The organism is Aliterella sp. E5.1 (assembly GCF_057473825.1).
This window is the reverse complement of sequence record NZ_JBYCCV010000335.1, coordinates 1-1,549: the sequence shown is the minus strand read 5'-3', so window position 1 is coordinate 1,549 and position 1,549 is coordinate 1. Positions and strand designations below refer to the sequence as shown.

At 44.7% G+C, this 1,549-nt stretch carries 1 protein-coding gene; it reads left to right on the top strand.

What is annotated here, in order from left to right; genetic code table 11:
• Window positions 1–1,484 (top strand): P-loop ATPase, Sll1717 family (locus tag AC2VE5_RS26950; protein ID WP_486890606.1); only part of this gene is annotated, 1,484 nt, incomplete at its 5' end.
• Between the last annotated feature and the right edge of the window lie 65 nt (window positions 1,485–1,549).

Here is a 1,549-nt window from a genome sequence, read left to right as displayed (position 1 = left end):
CAGATAACGATTTAGAAGTTTTACGCGAACTGTCCTTTGGCGAACGAGTTGCCGAGGAAGAAGTTACTGAATTAAGTAAGTACTTCGTACAGACAGAGCAGTGGCGTCAACTATTTGCGGGAGAAGTCGATGTCGTGTACGGATTCAAAGGAACGGGAAAGAGTGCTCTTTATTCTCTATTGAATCGCAAGGACGAGCTACTTGATCGCAGTATTCTGATGATTGCTGGAGAGAATGTAAGAGGAACGCCCGTTTTCAGAGATTTGGTTGATGATCCCCCAGCAAATGAGCAAGAGTTTAGGAACCTTTGGAAACTCTACTTCTTGCAGCTGGTGGGACTAACTTTTCGCGAACATAGCATTGACAGCAAACCCGCTAAACGTTTATTGGGATTATTAGAAGAAGAAGACCTGTTACCGAAGAAGGGAGGGTTGCAAGCCTTTGTACGTTCAGCCTTAGACTATGTGCGAGGTCTTATCACGTCACCTGAATCAATCTTGACTACCCTTGAGCTTGATCCAGCAACCCAACAGCCGAAAGCTGTTTCAGGTAGAATCACCTTTCGAGAACCGTCTCAAAAAGCTGCTAAAGCTGGCTACATCTCAACCAATACCCTCTTTGAGTCAGCTAACGAAATACTAGAGGAGCATGACGCCAATATATGGATTCTTTTGGATCGTCTCGATGTTGCGTTTGCAGAGAGCGAGCTTCTGGAGTACAACGCGCTCCGGGCTCTTTTTACAGTATATGCAGATTTGCGAAGTTATGAACGTATAACCCCAAAAATCTTCCTACGGTCTGATATATGGGACAAGATTACAGCAAAGGGCTTTCGTGAAGCAAGTCACGTTACGCGAGCTATAACTATAAGCTGGGATAATAATTCGCTTATGAACTTGGTTATTAGACGTGCGCTCCAGTCACCTCAGGTAGCAACGTTTTACAACGTAAAGGCAGAAAATGTTCTGGGAAATCTAGAGGAGCAGAGCAAGCTGTTTTATCGCATTTTTCCAGAACAAGTTGATATTGGCTTGAGAAGACCTAATACATTTGACTGGATGCTTACTCGTACTCAAGATGGTTACAGAAAGACAGCGCCTAGAGAATTGATCCATCTCCTTTCAGCATCTCGAAATGTTCAACTGAAGAAGGTAGAGATCGGGGAGTCATTGCCCTTGGATGAACGGTTGATCGTTGGTCAAAATGTCAAAGAAGCTCTCAAAGAAGTTTCTACAGTGCGCCTTGAACAAACTCTGCTGGCCGAGTATCCGACTTTACGCTCTCAAATCACAAAGCTTAAGAACGCGAAAACGCAGCAATCGTTGAGTAGCCTCGCGAGTATTTGGGAATGTTCCGAACGTGAAGCTGCTGAACTTACCACATCATTAGTTGAAATTGGCTTCTTTGAACGTCGTGGGGGCGATTACTGGGTGCCTTTCCTTTACCGAGATGCTTTGGAAATGAGCCAAGGTGCAGCTGAGTAGAACTCATAGATCGACAAGCCTTGACTCAATTCAAGTGTCAGTTTGAGACCAGCGGGTACTTCTTG